15 protein-coding genes are annotated in these 17,916 nt (G+C 71.2%); 3 read left to right on the top strand and 12 right to left on the bottom strand.

The window, feature by feature from the left end; all coding sequences use genetic code 11:
• Positions 1 to 43: 43 nt before the first annotated feature.
• The 6 genes from LCH29_RS22095 to eccB all read right to left on the bottom strand — a co-directional run bounded on the left by LCH29_RS22095 (position 44) and on the right by eccB (position 5,758).
• The gene (locus LCH29_RS22095; RefSeq protein WP_446463482.1) at positions 44 to 1,468 is read right to left on the bottom strand and encodes a WXG100 family type VII secretion target; all 1,425 of its coding nucleotides are present in this window, start codon (positions 1,466 to 1,468) and stop codon (positions 44 to 46) included.
• 21 nt (positions 1,469 to 1,489) lie between these two features.
• Positions 1,490 to 1,972 (bottom strand): DUF2563 family protein, encoded by a 483-nt coding sequence (locus LCH29_RS22100; RefSeq protein ID WP_446463483.1) that lies wholly within the window; start codon positions 1,970 to 1,972, stop codon positions 1,490 to 1,492.
• 110 nt (positions 1,973 to 2,082) lie between these two features.
• On the bottom strand, positions 2,083 to 2,367 hold the full coding sequence (locus tag LCH29_RS22105) for a WXG100 family type VII secretion target (protein WP_446463484.1): 285 nt from the start codon (positions 2,365 to 2,367) through the stop codon (positions 2,083 to 2,085).
• A gap of 42 nt (positions 2,368 to 2,409) precedes the next feature.
• Positions 2,410 to 2,760, bottom strand: coding sequence for a WXG100 family type VII secretion target (locus LCH29_RS22110; protein WP_055556859.1), 351 nt, complete (start codon positions 2,758 to 2,760; stop codon positions 2,410 to 2,412).
• Positions 2,761 to 2,927: 167 nt separating this feature from the next.
• A complete protein-coding gene (gene mycP, locus LCH29_RS22115) occupies positions 2,928 to 4,190 on the bottom strand; it encodes a type VII secretion-associated serine protease mycosin (RefSeq protein WP_446463485.1) in 1,263 nt (420 codons plus the stop codon).
• 2 nt (positions 4,191 to 4,192) lie between these two features.
• Entirely contained in the window at positions 4,193 to 5,758 is a 1,566-nt protein-coding gene (gene eccB, locus LCH29_RS22120; RefSeq protein WP_446463486.1) for a type VII secretion protein EccB, read from the bottom strand.
• 177 nt (positions 5,759 to 5,935) lie between these two features.
• Here eccB and eccE point away from each other — a divergent pair, with 177 nt between their 5' ends.
• From eccE to LCH29_RS22135, 3 genes are all read left to right on the top strand, one after another.
• Complete coding sequence (gene eccE, locus LCH29_RS22125) at positions 5,936 to 7,183, top strand: type VII secretion protein EccE (protein WP_446463487.1); 1,248 nt, start codon at positions 5,936 to 5,938, stop codon at positions 7,181 to 7,183.
• Positions 7,183 to 7,965, top strand: a complete 783-nt coding sequence (locus LCH29_RS22130) for a hypothetical protein (RefSeq protein ID WP_446463488.1) — start codon at positions 7,183 to 7,185, stop codon at positions 7,963 to 7,965. The genes eccE and LCH29_RS22130 overlap by 1 nt, the downstream gene beginning before the upstream one ends.
• A gap of 272 nt (positions 7,966 to 8,237) precedes the next feature.
• Positions 8,238 to 11,213, top strand: a complete 2,976-nt coding sequence (locus LCH29_RS22135; protein WP_446463489.1) for an SCO5717 family growth-regulating ATPase — start codon at positions 8,238 to 8,240, stop codon at positions 11,211 to 11,213.
• A gap of 76 nt (positions 11,214 to 11,289) precedes the next feature.
• Here LCH29_RS22135 and LCH29_RS22140 read toward each other — a convergent pair whose 3' ends face one another.
• The 6 genes from LCH29_RS22140 to LCH29_RS22165 form a co-directional block, all read right to left on the bottom strand.
• A complete protein-coding gene (locus LCH29_RS22140) occupies positions 11,290 to 12,246 on the bottom strand; it encodes a bifunctional riboflavin kinase/FAD synthetase (RefSeq protein WP_123106421.1) in 957 nt (318 codons plus the stop codon).
• Between the two features lie 132 nt (positions 12,247 to 12,378).
• The gene (gene truB, locus LCH29_RS22145) at positions 12,379 to 13,299 is read right to left on the bottom strand and encodes a tRNA pseudouridine(55) synthase TruB (RefSeq protein ID WP_446463490.1); all 921 of its coding nucleotides are present in this window, start codon (positions 13,297 to 13,299) and stop codon (positions 12,379 to 12,381) included.
• A complete protein-coding gene (rbfA, locus tag LCH29_RS22150) occupies positions 13,296 to 13,790 on the bottom strand; it encodes a 30S ribosome-binding factor RbfA (protein WP_446463491.1) in 495 nt (164 codons plus the stop codon). Before rbfA ends, truB begins: the two co-directional genes overlap by 4 nt.
• A gap of 77 nt (positions 13,791 to 13,867) precedes the next feature.
• Positions 13,868 to 14,164, bottom strand: coding sequence for a DUF503 domain-containing protein (locus tag LCH29_RS22155; RefSeq protein ID WP_446463492.1), 297 nt, complete (start codon positions 14,162 to 14,164; stop codon positions 13,868 to 13,870).
• A 121-nt stretch (positions 14,165 to 14,285) separates the two neighbouring features.
• Complete coding sequence (infB, locus tag LCH29_RS22160) at positions 14,286 to 17,417, bottom strand: translation initiation factor IF-2 (RefSeq protein ID WP_446463493.1); 3,132 nt, start codon at positions 17,415 to 17,417, stop codon at positions 14,286 to 14,288.
• Positions 17,418 to 17,570: 153 nt separating this feature from the next.
• Positions 17,571 to 17,861: a YlxR family protein gene (locus tag LCH29_RS22165; protein ID WP_446463494.1), complete on the bottom strand. Its 291-nt coding sequence runs from the start codon at positions 17,859 to 17,861 to the stop codon at positions 17,571 to 17,573.
• Between the last annotated feature and the right edge of the window lie 55 nt (positions 17,862 to 17,916).

Here is a 17,916-nt window from a genome sequence, read left to right on the forward strand (position 1 = left end):
CGTCCTGTGCTCGTCATCAGAGGCTTATGCGGGCGGCGGGCCCTTACTCGATCACGGGAGGCACGTTTCGGCGCTCTCCCCCGGTCCATGTCTCCTCGTCCTCGGTCAGGTAGTCGGGGGTCTCTCCGCCGTCACGCTTCGTGGACCGACGCGAATTCTGCGCCAACGGCACACCGGACACTCCGGTGGCACCCCGGACGAGGCCACTCCCTCCCTGGGTGAACTCCCCGTTGACCCTGAGTTCGCTCGCGGAACGCGCCATCCTGCCCGGACGAGCCGCCGAGGACGCCGACCCGCGGGACGGGGCGCCCGTGACGGGCCGTCCGCCCACGACACCCTGGCCCGTGGTCGTCGGGACCCCTGTCCGGCCAGTGGTACGGCCCTGCTCGCCACCGATGACCGGGCCGCGGGCGGTCCGTGCGTCGCCGCTCGTCGGCGTCTGGCGGGGAGGCATGCCGCCGACTACCTCCCTGTCGGCGCGCATGGGATTGGTGACGGGCCGGGCGTTGATGGACTCGAGCCCCTTGCCGCCTCCCAGCCTGGGGCCGCCCGTCCGCCCGACCGGATTCACCGGTGGAACGGACCTGCCCAACCCGGGGGAGGGGGAGACGGGCGGAGTGACCGGCAGGCCCGTGATCTCGCGGCCGGGGCCCTGCTGCCCGGTGGGTGAGGGTGGGGGCGCAGAGGGAGCCGGTGCGGGATCCGTGCGCGGCAGGTCCTTCACACCGTCGATGTTGGTGTGGGTCGCGTCCGGAACGGTGACATGGCCACCTCCACCCGGAGCGGATGGGTTGGTGACATCCCCCGGGGAGAACGTCGAGCCCTGGACTGCATGCTGGGCACTCGGCGCCCCGCCCCCTGCCGAGGAGACGGTTCCTGCGGAGCCACCGCCATCGGAGGAGCCGTAGCTCTGCTGCCAATCGTCCACACCGGTGGGCATCGCCGCAGCCGGCAGCGGCTTGAAGACCGGCTCGTCCTGCGCGGAGAGCTCTATGGCCCCCGCCTGCGTCCCGTAGCTGCCCGCCAGCCTCAACAACTGCTGGCGGGTCTCAGGCTCCAGCTTCTTCAGAGTCTCGAGGCGTTCCTTCTCCTTGTCCGCGTCCGCGTAGCACACGCCCGTGCCGTCCGGCTGCTTCGGTATCGCCTTCTTGACCTGGGTCAGCGCCTCCCCCGAGTGCTCCATGGCCTTGCCGACGTCACCGACGTATTTCGCCAGCTTCAGCGCCTGCTTGGCGAAGTCGTCGCCCCACTCGCGGAAGGCGTCGCCACCCTCGCCGTCCCAGGTAACCCTGCCGACACGCCTCTTGAGCTCGTCGCCGATCTTGTCCAGCTCAGCCCCCGCGCTTGTGAGGGCGTTGCCCTTACGGATGATCTCTTCTTCATCCGTACCGGCGACCAAGCTGAGCATCTTCTCGAAGGACATTCCGTCGAAAGTCGTGATGGCGTAGCACATCTTCGGTTCGCTCATGCCCTGATCCCCCGTTCCCGATCAAATGCCGCCGTCTTCGGCCTGCTTACCGTTGCCGGTCTCGGCACCGTCATCGGGCTTCTCGCCACCCTTATGACCGTGCTCCTTCTGATACTGCTTGTAGTACTTGCTGGTACGCGCCTGAATTGCCTTGAGACGCCGCGCGTGCTCCTGGTCCATCTCCTGGTAGTCGCCGTCGGCCGCGGCCACCGTGATCCCCATCGCCTCCAGTTGCTCACCCAGGGTGCGGGAGAGCAGCTGGAGTTGGCTGTGCGCCTTCTCGTAAGCCTTGGCCAGCGTCTTCGCCTGATCGAATTCACCGTAGGCGGTGGGCGCCACCGTTTGTTCGCCCAGCTTCCCGTGCGCGGCGGTCGACTTGTCCAGTTCTGTCAGAAGTCTGTCGACGCGCTTCTTGAATTCCTGCAAGGACTCACTGGGAGCGTCGAGTTTCGGCGACGAAGGAGACTTAGCAGAGCTCCCCCCATCCGGTACCGACTCAGCCATGAAACACCTCCTCCGTGTATCGGCATACGGCAGTCGTGGGTGCGGGACACGCGGCCAGGGCCGCGATGTCCCGCACCCACGACACGACCGCAGGTTGTGCGCTGCGTCTCTTACCCCTGCGCGAAGCGCTGGCCCTGACGGTGGTCATTGGCCTTGTAGCCCTCCGTTGCCTCCAGCAGCTTCTTCGAGATGGTGAGAAGCGTCGAGTGAAGGTGGTTGACGCGCGTGTTCCACTCGTGCTGGCGCTCATTGAAGGCCCGCTGCGCCTCACCGGTCCACGACTCGGAGACGGTCTTGCACTGCCTCATGATGGTGTCGAGGTCGGTCTTGAGCTTGTCGGCCTCGCTCTTGACCGTGGTCGAGGCTTCAACGACAACTTCGTACGTGATTTCCATCGAGATCTAACTCCTGATGCGAAGCGGACGGGTCAAGAAGGATCAAGAAGCGTGGAAGGAGCCCAGAATGCCGCTCTGGCCACCGGCGCCGCCGCCACCAACGCTGTTGATGTTCTTGAGCTGATCCATTTCTTCCTGGTCGAAGCCGTCCCGGCTCGCCTTCACCAGCTCACGGGTAAAGCTCAGCAGCTGGTTGACCCGGCGGACGTCGTTGTTGACCTCCGTCTGGAGGTTGTTGTAGGCGCCGGCCGCGATGCCCTTCCAGTGCCCTTCGATGTGGTCGATCACACCGTTGAGCTTGCCGATCCGCTCGGTGAGCTGACCCTCCATCCAGTCGATGGCGCTTTCCAGGGTCTTGAAATCATGTCCTTCTACGCGGAGCTTTTCCGCCATGGCACACCTTCCCCCATGAATCGGACGCAACGGGATGTCCTGCTCGACGTCTTCCCGTGTGCATCGGACCGAAGTTGTCAAAAACCACTCTAGTCATCGTCTCCGTGTTCATGACCACGGGCCACCCGGTTGTTACACGGATGGGACGAGTGAGTGGAACCCGTGACTCACGTTGTCCGTCGGCGCCGCCAATCGCGGAGGACGATCGCGCCGCCCGCGGTGATGGCCACCACGACCACGCCCGCGCCCAGGGCGTACGTGGCCAGGCGCACGCTGCGCTCGTGGGGGGTCTCGCCCAGGATGAGCTTGCCCGGCTCGGGTTTCGGGATGTTCTTGGCCGAGCCGTTGTCGACGGTGGGCTTCTGGATCGCATGCTCGTCGTCGGTGAGGGCCTTGACGGGGTCGATCACACCCCAGCCGACGTAGCGGTCACGGCCGTTGACCCCGCGCTCGGCGGTCTGCTCGATCTGGGCGACGACCTCGTTCTGCTTCCAGTCCGGGTGCTTGGCGCGGATGAGGGCGGCGACACCGGCCACGTACGGGGCGGCGAAGCTGGTGCCGTTGTCGACGCACTGGCCGCCCTTGGGCACGGTGGAGACCATTTCCACACCCGGCGCAGCGACCCCGACGAAGTCGCCGCTCTGCGAGAAGTACGCGCGCTCGTTGTTGCGGTCGGAGGCGGCGACGGCGAGGACCCCCGGGTAGGAGGCCGGGTAGGTGCGCTTCGACTTGCCGTCGGCGCCGTCGTTCCCGGCGGAGGCGACCACGACCACGTTGCTGTCGATCGCGTGGGCGATCGCCAGCTCCAAGTCCTGCTGCGAGCGGGCGCCCTTGGTGTCCTGGGAGATGTTGATGACGCGGGCGCCCTCGTCCACCGCCTTGCGGATGGCCCGCGCCATCATCTCCGGCGTGCCCTTGCCCTCGGCGTTGTTCTGCTTGAGCGGGATGATCTTCGCCTCCGGGGCCAGGCCGACGAAACCGGTGCCCGGACGGGGCCGGGCCGCGATGATGCCCGCGACCTTGGTGCCGTGCCCGACCTCGTCGTACGTCGGGCTCTGCGCCCGCTTGCGGTCGGCGCCGGAGACGTCCTTCGGCACGGACAGGTAGTTCGCGCCGCTCGACGCGTCGACCGCGGTCTTCAGCTGGACGTTGGTGTTGTCCACACCGGTGTCGATGACGGCGACCTTGACCGGGTCACCGTCCTTCTCCTTGCCCTTGGTGTCCTCCCACAGCCGGTCCATCACCAGCCGCTGGAGCGACCAGGGCGTTCCCTTGATCTGCTTCTTCATCGGGAACGTGCACTGGCCGTTGCCGTCCACGGACGTGGCCGCGGCGGCGACGGGCTCCGTCGCGCCCGTCGCCCCGGTGAGGCACGCCAGTACGGTCGCGGACGACAGCGCGGCCGCCCGCCTCATGTGTCGGTTTCCCATGGTCACGAACCCTGCGGCTGTCGGGCGCTGTTGAGATCGAGCCGGGGCCCGATCGGAAGGAACTGCGACCAGTTCTGCGGCACCGGCACCGGCTTCACGTCGCCGTAACCCAGCCTGGTCTGCGCCTCGTTGGCCTGCCTCTGCCCCTCGGCCATGGCCTTCTGCTCGTCGGCGGAACCGCCGATCTTGGACTTGCCCGCGCTGCTGTCGCTGTTGGACTGCACCTGGTAGCGCAGGCCGGTGTCGGTGATGAGGAAGGTCTGGCCGGTGTTCGTGGCCCGCCCCTGGTACTGCCGGTAGAACAGGCCGGTGCCGGGGGTGACGTACGCGCTGCTGCCACCGTCCACGACGGGCGCGGGGTAGTCCGGGCCCGCCCAGGTCTCCAGCGTGGGCGTGCCGTTGGCGCTGACCTTGGTGAGGACGTTGCAGACAGTGTCCCTGGCCTGGGAACCGGCCGTCCCTTCCGCGGAGTTGACCTGGCGCGGGGCCTCGTCGGGCCAGGCGGTGTCCTCGGCGAAGACCTCGGAGTCGGAGACGAAGTCCTGTGCGTTGACCTTCATCGGCTTGCCGAGCTGGTTGAGGCTGGACAGCTGCTCGCTGTTGAGCAGCAGATTGGCGACGAAGCCCGAGACCGGCTGCACCTTGCCCTGCAACACGACGTAGTGCTGGGTTCCGCCGCCCGTCTGGGCCTGGAGCACCGTCCCGACCTTGTCGGCCTCGTCCGGCAGGGAGTCGACCCCGGCCGACGCGCCCGGCTGTCCCGGCACCGAGGGGAACTCCACCGGCGCGCCGTCCTTCAGCGTGTCCAGCCAGTCGTCCGTCACCTTCTGCGGCTCGGCGCCCTGCTTGAACAGGGTCCGCAGCAGGAGGTCGTACTGCTCCGGGGTCATGCTCTTCTCCCCCTGGGGGCCGCCCAGGAGGTACTTCTTGCCGGACGGGTCCACCAGGTAGCGGCCCTTGCTGCCCTCGACGTACATCGCCTGGCTGCCGCGCAGCCGCTGCGCACCCTGGACCTTCGACGCCTCGCGGTCGGCGAAGAGGAAGACCGCCTTCTGCGTGGCCTTGTCCTGCCCGCCACCGGGCTGCTCGCAGACCGCCCAGCGCTTCTGCTTGACGGCGTCATCGGATGCCGGCATGCGGTCCGGTGCGTACGGAATTCCGATCGTCGGCCCGCGCGGTATGTCGCCGTTGTCGAGCTGCGAGTCCTTCACGCGAATGATGCCCGACTTGCCGGACTCGAGGACGAGTTTCGCGGAGGCCAGGTTCAGGACGGGATGCAGCTGCTTCTTTCCGTCCGTCGACAGAATCACGTAACGCGACGTGGATTCGTTGCCGACGATGATGTGGGCCGCGGTGTCGTCCCAGCCCTTCGGCGCGGTCGGCTTGATCATCCCCCAGGCCCCGAAACCCGCCAGGACCAGCGCGCCCACGATGACGCCGGGAAGAAAGGCGCGCACCGGACGCGGGGCGCCGTCGTCCATGACGGTGGGCGATGGCTGCACAAACGAGGCAACCATTCGTTTCTTCGCAAAGGTGTAGGCGCTGAGCTCATCCCGCCGCGATGCCATGTCTTAGCCCGCTTCTCCCCGTGTTGTTCTTGCGCACGTGCCTGCGCCTGGTCGCCACAGGGGAGATTACTCACCCACTCGGCCCAGCTGATACCCGCGCCACCCTCACGCGGCCTTTCCGATACCGTAATCACACAATCGACCAGGACGAGACCAGGACAAGGGGCGGCCTCCCTGATGAGCTCTGCCACCCAAGCGCGCACCGCCGCACCGCGCCAGCCCTCACGCACTGGGAGCTTCGGCCCCGTACGGTTGCACCAACTCGTGCTGGTGGAGGTCGCCGCCGCGGTCCTCGTCGTCGCCTGGACCGTCGACTCGCTGCTGCTCGTGCCCGCCGGGGTGGTCGCCCTGGTGCTCGTGCTGCTCGCGGTGCTGCGCCGCAGGCAGCAGCCGTTCACCGACTGGCTCATCTCCATCAGCGCGCTCCGGGCCCGCCAGCGGCTCGCCAAGGAGCCCGTTCCGGCCGGTCTCGACCCCTCGCTCGCCCCCGCCGTCGAATGCGATCCCGCGCTGCGGACGTACGCGTACCTCTCCCGGGACCGGCGCGAGATCGGCATGATCGGCGACGGCACGTTCCTCACCGCGATTCTCCAGGTCCAGTCGCACGACACCCCGTTGCGGCCGATGCGGGACAAGCGGCCGCTTCCCCTCGCGCTGCTGCACGACGCGCTGGAGGTGGACGGCATCCGGCTGGAGTCCGTACAGGTCGTCCAGCACGCGCAGCCCGCGCCCGCGCCGCATCTGCCGGAGCAGGCCGCGGCGGCGCGCAGTTACGCCCCGCTCCAGGAGCACGCCGGGGCGCCCGCCGTCCGGCTGACCTGGGTGGCGCTCAAGCTCCACCCCGAGCTGTGCCCTGAGGCCATCGAGGCGCGCGGCGGCGGCCTGGAGGGCGTCCAGCGCTGTCTGCTGCGTTCGGTCGACCAGTTGGCCAGCCGCCTCACCGGCGCCGGTTTCGCGGCCAGGCCGCTGGCCGAGGGCGAACTGGCCACGGCCATCGCCACCTCGGCGTGCGTCAACCCGAACGCGACGACCCAGGCGGGGCGCGCGAGCACTCCGGCGCGCCGGACCGCGGAGACCTCGCGCGCCTGGCGCTGCGACGACCGCTGGCACACCACCTACTGGGTGGGCCGGTGGCCGCAGGTGGGCACGGGAGCCGTGCCGCTGCCCCAGTTGGTGGCGCTGCTGACCTCGATGCCCGCCCTCGCGAGCACCTTCAGCCTGACGCTCACCCAGGGCGAGGGCGGCCGGAACACCTCCACCGTCAACGGACACATCCGCATCACCGGCCGCAATGACACCGATCTGATCACCGCCCGCAAGGCGCTGGAGCGCGCGGCGCGCGGGGTACGGGTCGGGCTCGTACGTCTCGATCGCGAGCAGTTGCCCGGCGTGCTCGCCACGCTTCCGCTGGGAGGTACTCGCTGATGGCCATGGCCACTTCCACTCCGTCCACCTCTTCTCCGTCCACCCCCGCTCCCAACCCCCCGGCCGCGTCGGGCGGGCACCGGACACGCCCCGGCTTCGGGCTCATCGGGCCCCGCCGCGGCCGCCAGACGCTCACCGCGGACCAGCTCGACGCGCTCGCCCTGCCGGTCGGTGACGACGGCGTCATCATCGGCGTGGACGGCCAGAACCAGCCCGCCGTGCTGGGCTTCAACCGGCCGGAGCCGTTCGACGTGGTGCTCGTCGGGGGGCTGTGGACCGCGCAGGTGCTGGCCTTCCGGGCGGCGGCCACCGGCGCCCGGGTCGCCATCGAGACCGGGCGGCCGCATCTGTGGGCCAACCTGGTGCAGGTCGCGGGCGGCGGGCAGCAGTGCATGACCGTGTTCGACGTGGGCCGGGTCCCGCCCCAAGGGCCGTCGGTGGGCAGCCCGGTGCTGGTCATCCGGGACTGTGGCATGCGCCCGCCGCGCGGCCGGGTGTCCGCCCTGCCGTGGCAGTCGGTGCTGACCCTGCTGCCGTACCTGAGCCCGGTCGCGCCCCGGCTCCTGGAGCACGCGGGACTGGTCGGGATCCAGCGCGTCTCGCCCGACGAGGCGGAGGAGATAGGCAGGATCATGGCCCTCCCCCGCCCCGATGTCACGGCGCTGTCAACCCTCCAGGACTGGGTCACCCTGTGGTGCACCCGTGAGGCACGGCAGGCCGTGGCGCTCCAGCCGACCGACGCCGAAACGGGGCTGCTGGGATCGCCGCGCCGAGTCGACTAGTCCACCCTTGGGGCGATTCGGGGGGTTTCCGTACTGATCATCTGTCGGTACGGCGAGGAGACGTGACCTATCGGACGCTTGCGAGCGCCGGGACGGGCCTGCCGTCCGGGTGGTTCTCGTGATTAGGCTTGGTATGCGCACGGTGACGAACCTGATCAGGTGTCCCCGGCGTCACAAAAGGGGAAAGCCGAACGGTCGGACGACAGTAGCGATCGGCAACAGATCGGCCTCGCCATGAATTTCAAGGGTGTTCGACCACACCAGGAGGCATTGTGAGCAGCGATCGGGACGAGATCCGCACGGGCGGAACCACACCCGGCGATGATCGGTCCGACGCCGAGACCGAGCACACGGGCGAGTTCACCATCGACTACACCCCACCTGCCTGGTACACGCAGAACGCTTCGCCGTCGGCACCACCCGCCGCAGGGCCCGGGGCGGACACGGGGGCCGGGGCGACGCCTCCCCCGCCGCCTCCGCCGCCGACGGGCGACCCGGTGTCCGTGCCGGGGCCGCCGGACCCGAACGGGTTCCAGGGGGCGTGGACGCCTCCGCCCCCGGCGCCTTCCGCCGAGCCCGCGCCCGCGGAGCCTTCCGTGCACCAGGCCGCGCCGGACGGGACCGCGGAGGACGCGGGGGATGCGGAGGCGGAGGCCAGGCCGCGGGGCGGCGAGGCCGACGGGACACCCTCTTCGTCCGGCTTCGCCGCAAGCCCGGCCGCTCCGGCCCCGGCTGACGGCGAGCCGGGAGGCGGCCGGGTCGAGCAGCATGCGTCCGACCTTCCCGACGCCTCGGCTGAGGACGACGACTACGCGCTGGCGCCCGCCGCGCCCCCGGCCCCGCCGGTCGCCTCCCCCGAAGCGCCCGAGGCGGGCGCCGACGCCGACGAACGCGACGACAGCGGCGCCGTGGAGGGCAACTCCACGGTGCGGTTCTCCACCGCCTCGCTGCGGCGCGAGATCGCGGAGCGGAAGCAGGCCGCCGACGCGGAATCCGGCGCCGCCGGGGCCGACGGCGACTCCGACACCCGGACCGGTGAGGTGCGCAGCGAGGGCACCATGCGCTTCTCCGCGGCGTCGCTGCGCCGGGAGGCCGAGGAGCGTGCCAAGGCGGCGAGCGCCGAGGGCGAGCCCCAGGAGGGGGCGGCCGACGCCGCGCCGCCGCAGGAGACCGGCAACAGCAACTGGGCGCCGCCCGCGGCTCCGCAGTCCGGACTGCCGCCGCTGCCGCCGGACTTCCAGCCCGCCGCGCCGGAGTCGGGCGGTACGGGCGGGGGCCCGGCCCCGGTTCCGGAGCAGCGCACGGGCGGGCCCGGCGCGGCCGGTGGGCCGCTGCCGCCGCAGGCCGGTCCCTGGGCGCCGCCGGCCACGGGCGGGCAGGGTCAGCCCGCTCCCGGTCCGGCCGCCGGGGCGCCGGGGCCGCAGCCCGCGGCGCCGAACCAAGGTGCCCCGCAGGGTGGTTACCCCCAGGGCGGGCCCGCCGCGCCCGGCCCGCAGGGACCCCAGGGACCCCAGGGGCCGCAGAGTGCCCAGCACCCGCAGGCTCCGCAGGGGCCTCAGGCCCCTCCTCCGGCCCCACAGGCCCCGCAGGCACCCCAGGCCCAACAAGCCCCCCAGGCACCCCAGGCTCCGCACTACGGCTATCCGCAGGCCGGGCAGCAGCCCCCGGTGCCCGGGCCGGACGGTTACGGCTACCCCCGCCCCGACGCGCCCGCTCCCGGGCCTCAGCAGGGCCAGGGGCCGTACCCGCCGCCCGCGCCGCATCAGCAGCAGCCTCACCCTCAGCCGCCCCAGCCGCAGGACGGGTACGGCTACCCGCGCCCCGACGCCGGTGCCCCGGCGGCCGATCCCCGTACCGGCGGCTGGCCCGTCGCCACGCCGGACCAGCGGCAGCAGCGCCCGAGCGCCGGACAGGGCAACGCGGGCGCCCCGCTCGGGTACACGGCGGCGGTCGAGCTGTCCTCGGACCGGCTCATCCGCGGGAAGCAGAAGCCCAAGAAGAACAACGCCGCCGGTTCGCGGTTCAAGCTCGGCGGCAAGAAGGAGGAGGCGGAGCGGCAGCGCAAGCTGGAGCTGATCCGTACGCCGGTCCTCTCGTGCTACCGCATCGCGGTGATCAGCCTCAAGGGCGGCGTCGGCAAGACCACGACGACCACCGCGCTCGGCTCGACGCTGGCCACCGAGCGCCAGGACAAGGTCATCGCGATCGACGCCAACCCCGACGCGGGCACGCTCGGCCGCCGGGTGCGGCGCGAGACCGGCGCGACCATCCGCGACCTGGTCACCGCGATCCCGTACCTCAACAGCTACATGGACATCCGGCGGTTCACCTCGCAGGCGGCGTCCGGTCTCGAGATCCTCGCCAACGACGTGGACCCGGCGGTCTCGACGACGTTCAACGACGACGACTACCGCCGCGTCATCGACATCCTGGGCAAGCAGTACCCGATCATCCTCACCGACTCGGGCACCGGTCTGCTCTACAGCGCGATGCGCGGGGTGCTCGACCTCGCCGACCAGCTGATCATCATCTCCACGCCCTCCGTGGACGGTGCGAGCAGCGCGAGCACCACGCTCGACTGGCTGTCCGCGCACGGCTACGCCGACCTCGTCCAGCGCTCCATCACGGTCATCTCGGGGGTCCGCGAGACCGGAAAGATGATCAAGGTCGAGGACATCGTGTCGCACTTCGAGACCCGCTGCCGCGGGGTGGTCGTCGTGCCGTTCGACGAGCATCTCTCGGCGGGTGCCGAGGTGGACCTCGACATGATGCGCCCGAAGACCCGGGAGGCGTACTTCAACCTCTCCGCCCTGGTCGCCGAGGACTTCTCCCGCGCGCAGCAGGCGCAGGGGCTGTGGACGGCCGACGGCGGCGCCCAGCCGCCGCAGATGGCCCCGCCGCTGCCCGGGCAGGGCCAGCAGCCCTACCCGGGGCCGTACGCACCGCAGCAGGGCCAGCAGCCGCCATACGGGTACGGCTATCCGCAGCAGGGGCCGCCGCAGCAGCACCCGGGCCACCCCGGGCAGCCCGGTCAGCCCGGCCCGCAGCAGGGCTGGTACCCGCCGCAGCAGCCGGGCCAGGCACAGCAGCAGCCCCAGCCCGGCCAGCCCTGGCAGCAGCCCGGGCCGCACCAGGGACAGCCGCCCCAGCAGGGGCAGCCCGGTCAGCAGCCGCCCCAGCAGCAAGGCCAACAGGGCCGGCAGGGGCAGCCGTGGCAGCACCAGCCGCCGCCCCCGCCCCAGCAGTAGCCCCGTACGAACGGCGATCGCCCCGTCGGACCGGATGAACCGGACCTGCGGGGCGATCGCCGTTGTACGACCGCGGTCAGCGGTGGCTGTCGTACTCCTCGACCAGCTCGCTGGCCCGCTTCACATCGGCCGCCATCCGCTCCAGCAGTGCCTCGATCGAGTCGAACTTCTCCTGGCCGCGCAGGAAGGCGAGGAAGTCCACCTCGACATGGAGCCCGTACAGATCGAGACCGACCCGGTCGATCGCGTACGCCTCCACGGTCCGCTCGGTCCCGTCGAACTGCGGGTTGGTGCCGACCGAGATCGCCGCGGGCATGGACTCGCCCTCGGCGGTCAGCCAGCCCGCGTAGACCCCGTCGGCCGGGATCGCGGTGTGCGGCAGCGTCTCCAGGTTGGCCGTGGGGAAGCCCAGTTCGCGGCCGCGCTGCGCGCCGCGGACCACGACGCCCTCGACGCGGTGCGGCCGTCCCAGGACCTCCATGGCGCCCGTGACGTCCCCCTCGGCGACCAGCCTGCGCACCAAGGTGGACGAGAACGGCTCGCCGCCGCCCGCCTCGCCGCGCTCGTACAGGTCGATCACCTCGACCTCGTAGTCGTAGGTGGTGCCCAGCTCGCGCAGCGAGTCGACGTTCCCGGCGGCCCGGTGGCCGAAGCGGAAGTTGGGGCCCTCCACCACGACCCGCGCGTGGAGCTTGTCGACCAGCACCTTCACCACGAAGTCGGCGGGGGTGAGCCGCGAGAACTCCTGGGTGAACGGAAGGATCAGCACCGCGTCCACGCCCAGCGCCGCCATCAGCTCCGCGCGCCGCTGGTGCGGGGCGAGCAGGGGGGGATGGCTGCCGGGCCGCACGACCTCGCTCGGGTGCGGGTCGAAGGTGACCACGACCGCCGGTACGCCCAGCTCCCGTGCGCGGGCCACCGCGCGGCCGATGATCAGCTGATGCCCTCGGTGCACTCCGTCGTAGGAACCGATCGTGACGACGCTGCGCCCCCAGTCCTCGGGGATGTCCTCCAAGCCACGCCAGCGCTGCACTATGCCCGCTCCTCGCCCGAACCTTCGACTGCCGACTTATCGCTTTCGCTTTTGCTTTCGCAGGTCTAAGACTGCCATGCCGCCCGCCCCCGCCGTGCACCGGAGGCCGGTCGGCGGGGGCTCGCGTAACGCCTATGCGAAGACGGCGAGGCTCTTGGCCCGGCCCTTCGACTCCTCCACCAGGGCCAGGAAGCGCCCGTCCGGACCGAAGACCGCCACCGGGCCCGCCGCGGCCCCCTCGCGGGGCGGCATGTCGATCCGTACGCCGTTGCCCAGCAGGCGGGCCTGGTGCGCGTCGACGTCCCAGCGCGGGAAGGCGGCGGCCGCGGCCTCGGCGATGGGCATGACCTGGAGGGACTCCTCCAGCCGCTCCAGCGTCCGCGCGGCCTCCAGCCCGTACGGGCCGACCCGGGTGCGGCGCAGCGCCGTCAGATGGCCGCCGGTGCCGAGCCCGGCGCCGAGGTCGCGGGCCAGGGCGCGGATGTACGTACCCGAGGAGCACACGACCGTGACGTCGAGGTCGAGGACGGGCGTGCCGTCCTCGGCCTTCGCCTCGCGGGCCTCGTGGAGGACGAAGGACGAGACGGTCACCGGCCGGGCCGGGATCTCGAACTCCTCGCCCTCCCGGGCCCGGGTGTAGGACCGCTTACCGTCGATCTTGATGGCGCTGACCTTGGACGGCACCTGCTGGATGTCCCCGGTCAGCTCGCCGATCCCGGCCTCGACGGCGCTCAGCGCGGTCCCGGCCGCCCCGCCGGAGGAGGTGATCTCCCCCTCGGCGTCGTCGGTGACCGTGGTCTGGCCGAGCCGGATCGTGGCCGTGTACTCCTTCTCGGTCAGCGCCAGATGGCCGAGCAGCCGGGTCGCCTTCTCGACGCCGATCACGAGCACGCCCGTGGCCATCGGGTCCAGCGTCCCGGCGTGCCCGACCCGGCGCGTACCGGCGAAGCGGCGCATCTTCGCGACGACGTCGTGCGAGGTGAACCCGGCCGGTTTGTCGACGATCACCAGGCCGTCCGGCGCACCGGAACCGGCCCTGCCCTTGCGTGTCATGCGTCCGCGGCACCCTTGCCGGCGGAGGGGGACTCGTCGTCGCCGTCGGCAGGAGACTCGTCCGCCTCCTCCTCGCCCGGCTTGCGGTACGGGTCGGCGTCACCGGCGTACGTGGCGCCCGAGGACGCCTCCCGGACCTCGGCGTCGGCCGCCTTGGCCTTGGCGAGGAGGTCGTCGATCGTGCGGGCGTTGTCCGGCAGGGCGTCCGGGACGAACGTCAGGGTCGGAGTGAACCGCACCCCGGTCTGCCGTCCGACCTCCGACCGCAGCACGCCCTTGGCGCTCTCCAGGGCGGCGGCCGAGGCCGCGCGCTCCTCGTCGTCGCCGTAGACCGTGTAGAAGACGGTCGCCTCCCGCAGATCACCGGTGATCCGGGTGTCGGTGATGGTCACATAGCCGAGCCGCGGGTCCTTGATCCGCCGCTGGAGGGTCTCCGCGACCACGACCCGGATGCGGTCCGCCAGCTTGCGTGCCCGCGCGGTGTCGCTCATGCGTCTTCTTCTCTCTTCTTCGCTTCAGTCATCGATGAACAGGGACGGTCATCGACCGGCCGACGATTCCCCGGCCCTCACTCGTCGTCGCCACCGTGGAGCCGCCGTCGCACCGACAGCAGCTCCACCTCCGGACGCCCCGCGACCAGCCGCTCGCAGCGGTCGAGGACGTCCGTGACGTGGCCCGCGTCCCCGGAGACCGCCGCGAGGCCGATCTCGGCCCTGCGGTAGAGGTCCTGGTCGCCGACCTCCGCCACGCTCACCGCGTACTTGCGGTGCAGCTCGGCGACGATCGGGCGGACGACGGAGCGCTTCTCCTTCAGCGACCGTACGTCGCCGAGAAGCAGGTCAAAGGACAACGTCCCTACATACATGCGGTCCGGGTCAAGCCACCCGTGGGGCCTTCGAGGTTGAGGCTTCTCGAACCGTACACGCAAGGGCCGGGGCCGATCGACGGAAATTCTCCGCCGACCGGCCCCGGATGAGAGGCGCGCGTCAGCCGCGCGGCTTCTCGCGCATCTCGTACGTCGCGATGACGTCGTCGATCTTGATGTCGTTGTAGCTGCCGAGGTTGATACCGCCCTCGAAGCCTTCGCGAATCTCGGTGACGTCGTCCTTGAAGCGGCGCAGGCCCTCGATGTTGAGGTTCTCCGCGATGACCTTGCCGTCGCGGACGAGGCGGGCCTTGGTGTTCCGCTTGACCTCGCCGGAGCGGATGAGGACACCCGCGATGTTGCCCAGCTTGGACGAGCGGAAGACCTCGCGGATCTCCGCCGTGCCCAGCTCGACCTCTTCGTACTCCGGCTTGAGCATGCCCTTGAGGGCCGCCTCGATCTCCTCGATCACCTGGTAGATGACCGAGTAGTAGCGGACGTCCACGCCCTCGCGCTCGGCCATCTGCGTGGCACGCCCGTCGGCGCGCACGTTGAAGCCGATGACGATGGCGTCGGAGCCGGTCGCCAGGTCGATGTCGGTCTCGGTGACCGCACCCACACCGCGGTGCAGGACGCGCAGGTCGACCTCTTCGCCGACGTCGAGCTGGAGCAGGGAGGACTCGAGGGCCTCCACCGAACCGGACGCGTCGCCCTTGATGATGAGGTTGAGCTGCTGGACCTGACCGGCCTTGAGCACCTTGTCCAGGTCCTCCAGGGAGACCCGGCGGGTGCGCTTGGCGAAGGCGGCGTTGCGCTCGCGCGCGGCGCGCTTCTCGGCGATCTGACGGGCGGTGCGGTCCTCGTCGACGACGAGGAAGTTGTCGCCCGCGCCCGGCACGTTGGTCAGACCGAGCACCAGGACCGGGGTCGAGGGACCCGCCTCCTGGAGCTGGTTGCCGTTGTCGTCGAGCATCGCCCGGACGCGGCCGTACGCGTCGCCGACGACCATCGTCTCGCCGACCCGCAGGGTGCCGCGCTGGACCAGCACGGTGGCCACGGCGCCGCGGCCGCGGTCCAGGTGGGCCTCGATCGCGATGCCCTGCGCGTCCTGCTCCGCGTTGGCGCGCAGGTCGAGCGAGGCGTCCGCGGTGAGGACCACGGCCTCGAGCAGCTCGTCGATGTTCAGACCCTGACGGGCGGAGATGTCGACGAACATGGTGTCGCCGCCGTACTCCTCGGCCACCAGGCCGTACTCGGTCAGCTGACCGCGCACCTTGGTCGGGTCCGCGCCCTCGACGTCGATCTTGTTGACCGCGACCACGATCGGCACGTCGGCCGCCTTGGCGTGGTTCAGCGCCTCGATCGTCTGGGGCATCACACCGTCGTTGGCCGCCACCACGAGGATCGCGATGTCGGTCGACTTGGCACCACGGGCACGCATGGCGGTGAACGCCTCGTGACCCGGGGTGTCAATGAAGGTGATCTTGCGCTCTTCCTCGTTGACCTCGGTCGAGACCTGGTAGGCACCGATGTGCTGGGTGATGCCGCCGGCCTCGCCCGCGACCACGTTGGTCTTGCGGATCGCGTCCAGCAGTCGCGTCTTACCGTGGTCGACGTGACCCATGACGGTCACCACCGGCGGACGCGCGACGAGCATCTCCTCGCCGCCCTCGTTCTCGCCGAACTCGATGTCGAAGGACTCGAGAAGCTCGCGGTCCTCCTCCTCCGGGCTGACGATCTCGACGACGTAGTTCATCTCGTCGGCGAGGAGCTGGAGGGTCTCGTCGGAGACCGACTGGGTCGCGGTGACCATCTCGCCGAGGTTGAGCATCACGGCGACCAGCGACGCCGGGTTGGCGTTGATCTTCTCCGCGAAGTCGGTGAGCGACGCACCACGCGACAGCCGGACCGTCTGGCCGTTGCCGCGCGGCAGCATCACGCCGCCGACCGACGGGGCCTGCATGGCCTCGTACTCCTGGCGCCTCTGCCGCTTCGACTTACGGCCACGACGCGCCGGACCGCCGGGACGGCCGAACGCACCCTGCGTGCCGCCACGGCCACCGGGACCACCCGGACGGCCGCCGAAGCCCGGACGGCCACCGCCGCCACCGGGACGACCGGCGAAACCGCCGCCGCCACCCGGACGACCGCCGCCGCCACCACCGGGACGACCGGCGAAACCGCCGCCGCCACCCGGACGACCGCCGCCGCCACCGGGACGACCGGCACCGCCGGGGCCACGACCGCCGCCGCCACCGGGGCCCGGACGCGGACCCGCGGCCGGACGCTGCGGCATCATGCCCGGGTTCGGACGCGGGCCGCCGGAGCCGCCGCCAGGGCCACCGGCAGAACGCTGCCCGCCGCCCTGGGCGCCCTGCGGACGCGGCATCGAGCCCGGAGTGGGACGGGGACCGCCCGCACCCTGGCCGCGACCGGCACCGGGACCGCCCTGGCCGCCGCCCTGCGGACGCGGACCGGCACCGCCCTGGCCGCCGGGGCCGGGACGGGCGCCGCCGCCGGGACGGGGCGCCTGCGGGCGCGCCATGCCGGTGGAGCCACCGGAGGTGAAGGGGTTGTTGCCCGGACGCGGACCGGCCGGACGGCCGCCGCCCGGACGCGGGCGCTCCTGGCCGGGACGCGGGGCGCCGGAACGGCCGCCCTGGCCGCCCTGACCCTGACCACCCTGGCCCTGGCCGCCCTGGCCGCCCTGGCCACCGGGGCCGGGACGGGCACCGGGGCGCGGACCGGGCGTGGCGCCCGGCTTGCCGGGGCCGCCCGGGCCCGGCTTGGCCGGGGAGGGCTTGGGGCCGGGGGTGGCCGGCGGGGCGGTGAACTCGGGCTGCGCCGGAGTCGCGGGCTGCGCCGGACCCGGCTTGGGGCCGGGCGTCGGGCGGGCGCCCGGGGTCGGGCGCGGGCCCGGAGTGGGCGCCGCGGACGGCGTGCTGCGCGGGCCCTCGGCGGCGGCCGGCTTGGGGCCGGGCGTCGGGGGCTTGGGGGCAGCGGGACGGGCCGCCGACGCCGGACCCGGCGTCGGGGGCTTGGGCGTCGCCTTGCGCGGCGCCGAGGGCTTGCCGGAGGCACGGCCGGAGCCGTTGCCGCCCTGGAAAGCGTCAGTCAACTTGCGGACTACCGGCGCCTCGATCGTCGAGGACGCCGAACGTACGAATTCACCGAGCTCCTGGAGCTTGGCCATGACGACCTTGCTCTCAACGCCGAACTCCTTGGCGAGTTCGTATACCCGGACCTTAGCCACTTCGCTCCTTTTAGGTCCGGGTTACCGCCGGACCGTCGCTACTTCATGGGCGTACTCATCGCGTACTCATCGAGTGCTCATCGCAATCTCGACCTACTTCCGACTCGCGAGGTACCTGACCGCACGGTTGTCCCGTGCCGTTCTTCCAGCTTCTTACTGGGGTGACTGGTCACCCTGGTGCTCGACATAGCGGCGCAAGTCCGTGGTGTCGAGCGCCCCCGGTCCCCTGAAGGCCCGGGGAAAGGCCCGGCGGCGAACCGCCAGGTCGAAACAGCCCCGTGTGGGGTGCATATAAGCTCCCCGACCGGGCAGCGTACCGCGCCGATCGGGGACGCAAACGCCCTCGACCGCCACGATGCGCAGCAGATCGTTCTTGGCCGCCCGATCCCGGCATCCCACACAGGTTCTCTCAGGGCAGGCACGGGCGCGCGTGCGGCCAGACACTGCTTAAGTCTACCTCCCTGTGCCGACCTCACCCCTTGGGGGGAGTGATCGAACC

The sequence above is a fragment of the Streptomyces sp. BRA346 genome (assembly GCF_052851135.1).

What these genes read in the sequence shown, in the direction of transcription:
- rbfA (WP_446463491.1), bottom strand. Translation starts at nt 13,790, where the DNA reads ATGAGCGACACCGCGCGGGCACGCAAGCTGGCGGACCGCATCCGGGTC.
- LCH29_RS22100 (WP_446463483.1), bottom strand. Translation starts at nt 1,972, where the DNA reads ATGGCTGAGTCGGTACCGGATGGGGGGAGCTCTGCTAAGTCTCCTTCG.
- LCH29_RS22105 (WP_446463484.1), bottom strand. Translation starts at nt 2,367, where the DNA reads ATGGAAATCACGTACGAAGTTGTCGTTGAAGCCTCGACCACGGTCAAG.
- eccB (WP_446463486.1), bottom strand. Translation starts at nt 5,758, where the DNA reads ATGGCATCGCGGCGGGATGAGCTCAGCGCCTACACCTTTGCGAAGAAA.
- LCH29_RS22110 (WP_055556859.1), bottom strand. Translation starts at nt 2,760, where the DNA reads ATGGCGGAAAAGCTCCGCGTAGAAGGACATGATTTCAAGACCCTGGAA.
- eccE (WP_446463487.1), top strand. Translation starts at nt 5,936, where the DNA reads ATGAGCTCTGCCACCCAAGCGCGCACCGCCGCACCGCGCCAGCCCTCA.
- LCH29_RS22155 (WP_446463492.1), bottom strand. Translation starts at nt 14,164, where the DNA reads ATGTATGTAGGGACGTTGTCCTTTGACCTGCTTCTCGGCGACGTACGG.
- truB (WP_446463490.1), bottom strand. Translation starts at nt 13,299, where the DNA reads ATGACACGCAAGGGCAGGGCCGGTTCCGGTGCGCCGGACGGCCTGGTG.
- LCH29_RS22130 (WP_446463488.1), top strand. Translation starts at nt 7,183, where the DNA reads ATGGCCATGGCCACTTCCACTCCGTCCACCTCTTCTCCGTCCACCCCC.
- LCH29_RS22095 (WP_446463482.1), bottom strand. Translation starts at nt 1,468, where the DNA reads ATGAGCGAACCGAAGATGTGCTACGCCATCACGACTTTCGACGGAATG.
- mycP (WP_446463485.1), bottom strand. Translation starts at nt 4,190, where the DNA reads ATGGGAAACCGACACATGAGGCGGGCGGCCGCGCTGTCGTCCGCGACC.